The sequence below is a fragment of the Sphingomonas mangrovi genome (assembly GCF_047975845.1).
Classification (GTDB): Bacteria; Pseudomonadota; Alphaproteobacteria; order Sphingomonadales; family Sphingomonadaceae; genus Sphingomonas.
In genome coordinates, this window is the sequence record NZ_JBIUCZ010000064.1 from 2,501 (window position 1) to 5,631 (window position 3,131).

Genomic DNA, 3,131 nt, shown 5'->3' on the forward strand with positions numbered 1-3,131 from the left:
GAGGTAAGGGCAATTCGTGGATGCCTTGGCATGTACAGGCGATGAAGGACGTGGCACGCTGCGATAAGCGTCGGTGAGGTGTGAGCAACCTGTGACCCGACGATTTCCGAATGGGGGAACCCACCTTCACCATTTAATTCAGCCGGTGTGCGAACATCGGCCGGGTTAAATGGGAGAGGTATCACCGAAGTGAATACATAGCTTTGGTGAAGCGAACCCGGTGAACTGAAACATCTCAGTAGCCGGAGGAAAAGACATCAACCGAGATTCCGTTAGTAGTGGCGAGCGAACGCGGACCAGGCCAGTGCCTCATCTTCAACTAGCAGAACGCAATGGAAAGTGCGGCCATAGCGGGTGACAGCCCCGTATGCGAAAGTGATGGATGAGGACTCGAGTAGGGCGGGACACGTGTAATCCTGTCTGAACATGGGGGGACCACCCTCCAAGCCTAAATACTCGTACATGACCGATAGCGAACTAGTACCGTGAGGGAAAGGTGAAAAGCACCCCGATGAGGGGAGTGAAACAGTACCTGAAACGGATTGCCTACAAGCAGTGGGAGCCTCTTTATGGGGTGACCGCGTACCTCTTGCATAATGGGTCTGTGACTTAATGTATCAAGCAAGCTTAAGCCGTTAGGTGTAGGCGTAGCGAAAGCGAGTCTGAATAGGGCGACCATAGTTTGATGCATTAGACCCGAAACCCGGCGATCTATGCATGACCAGGATGAAGGTGCGGTAACACGCACTGGAGGTCCGAACCGATTAACGTTGAAAAGTTACCGGATGAGTTGTGCTTAGGGGTGAAAGGCCAATCAAGCCGGGAAATAGCTGGTTCTCCGCGAAAACTATTGAGGTAGTGCCTCGAGCGAATACCCTAGGGGGTAGAGCACTGGATGGGCTAGGGGGTCGCGAGATCTACCAAACCTAACCAAACTCCGAATACCTAGGAGTACTACTCGGGAGACAGACGGCGGGTGCTAAGGTCCGTCGTCAAAAGGGAAACAGCCCTGACCTACAGCTAAGGTCCCCAAGTCACGTCTAAGTGGGAAAGCATGTGGGAATCCCAAAACAACCAGGAGGTTGGCTTAGAAGCAGCCATCCTTTAAAGAAAGCGTAACAGCTCACTGGTCTAAACAAGGGTTCCTGCGGCGAAGATGTAACGGGGCTCAAGACGTGCACCGAAGCTTAGGGTGTGATCTTCATGATCACGCGGTAGCGGAGCGTTCCGTACGCCTGTGAAGCGGGAGGGTAACCGACCGTGGAGGTATCGGAAGTGCGAATGCAGACATGAGTAGCGATAAAGAGGGTGAGATGCCCTCTCGCCGAAAGACCAAGGGTTCCTGCGCAAGGCTAATCCGCGCAGGGTGAGCCGGCCCCTAAGACGAGCCCGAAGGGGGTAGTCGATGGGAATGCGGTTAATATTCCGCAGCCTGGTGGTGTGTGACGGATGGCGTGTGTTGTCAGTGCTTATCGGATTGCACTGGCTTCGAAGCTGTCCCGGGAAATAGCCCCACCGTATAGACCGTACCCGAAACCGACACAGGTGGTCAGGTAGAGTATACCAAGGCGCTTGAGAGAAGTGTCCTGAAGGAACTCGGCAAATTGCCTCCGTACCTTCGGAAGAAGGAGGCCCCATGTAAGCGCAAGCTCTCATGGGGGGCACAGGCCAGGGGGTAGCGACTGTTTAGCAAAAACACAGGGCTCTGCTAAGTCGGCTTCAAGACGACGTATAGGGTCTGACGCCTGCCCGGTGCCTGAAGGTTAAGTGGAGGGGTGCAAGCTCCGAAATGAAGCCCAGGTAAACGGCGGCCGTAACTATAACGGTCCTAAGGTAGCGAAATTCCTTGTCGGGTAAGTTCCGACCTGCACGAATGGCGTAACGACTTCCCCACTGTCTCCAGGACATGCTCAGCGAAATTGAATTCTCCGTGAAGATGCGGAGTACCCGCGGTTAGACGGAAAGACCCCGTGCACCTTTACTGCAGCTTCAGAGTGGCAGTGGACAAGAACTGTGTAGCATAGGTGGGAGGCTTTGAAGCATCGGCGCCAGCTGATGTGGAGCCATAGGTGAAATACCACCCTGTTGTTGTTTACTGTCTAACCTCGAACCATGAAACTGGTTCAGGGACCCTCTGTGGCGGGTAGTTTGACTGGGGCGGTCGCCTCCTAAAGAGTAACGGAGGCGCGCGAAGGTTGGCTCAGGCCGGTTGGAAACCGGCTGTTAGAGTGCAATGGCATAAGCCAGCCTGACTGCGAGACTGACAAGTCGAGCAGAGACGAAAGTCGGTCATAGTGATCCGGTGGTCCCTCGTGGAAGGGCCATCGCTCAACGGATAAAAGGTACGCCGGGGATAACAGGCTGATAACCCCCAAGAGCTCATATCGACGGGGTTGTTTGGCACCTCGATGTCGGCTCATCACATCCTGGGGCTGGAGCAGGTCCCAAGGGTTTGGCTGTTCGCCAATTAAAGTGGTACGTGAGCTGGGTTCAGAACGTCGCGAGACAGTTTGGTCCCTATCTGCCGTGGGCGTCGAAATTTGAGAGGAGTTGACCCTAGTACGAGAGGACCGGGTTGAACGTACCTCTGGTGTACCTGTCGTCGTGCCAACGGCGCAGCAGGGTAGCTATGTACGGACGGGATAACCGCTGAAAGCATCTAAGCGGGAAGCCTCCCTCGAGATAAGATTTCTTAGGACGGTCGGAGACCACGACCTTGATAGATCGGATGTGGAAGTGCGGTAACGCATGGAGCTAACCGATACTAATTGTCCTATTCGCGCTTGAGAGTTGCACACCATCAACGACAACCCTGGGTTGTCCAAAATGCGGATGTACCCCTCAGCCTTGACCAAACCGATTTGAAAAACTTGTGTGCACCGGCTTCATTGCTTGGTGGCTATAGCGTCTGTGACCCACCCGATCCCATCCCGAACTCGGCCGTGAAACCAGACTGCGCCGATGGTACTATCGCTCAAGCGATGGAAGAGTAGGTCGTCGCCAGGCATTGAAGCCCGTGCTCACAAAACCCATTCACAACCCTCAACTCCTCGGCGCGGGGTGGAGCAGCCCGGTAGCTCGTCAGGCTCATAACCTGAAGGTCACAGGTTCAAATCCTGTCCCCGCAACCA

Annotated in this window: 1 tRNA gene and 2 rRNA genes (1 of these 3 cut by a window edge); all 3 read left to right on the forward strand. The window is 54.7% G+C overall.

The features are described 5' to 3' along the window. A 23S ribosomal RNA gene (locus tag ACBY01_RS17035) occupies positions 1 to 2,788 on the forward strand (it extends 7 nt beyond the left edge of the window). A gap of 103 nt (positions 2,789 to 2,891) precedes the next feature. After that, positions 2,892 to 3,006, forward strand: a 5S ribosomal RNA gene (rrf, locus tag ACBY01_RS17040). A 48-nt stretch (positions 3,007 to 3,054) separates the two neighbouring features. After that, positions 3,055 to 3,131: transfer RNA gene (locus tag ACBY01_RS17045), tRNA-Met, on the forward strand.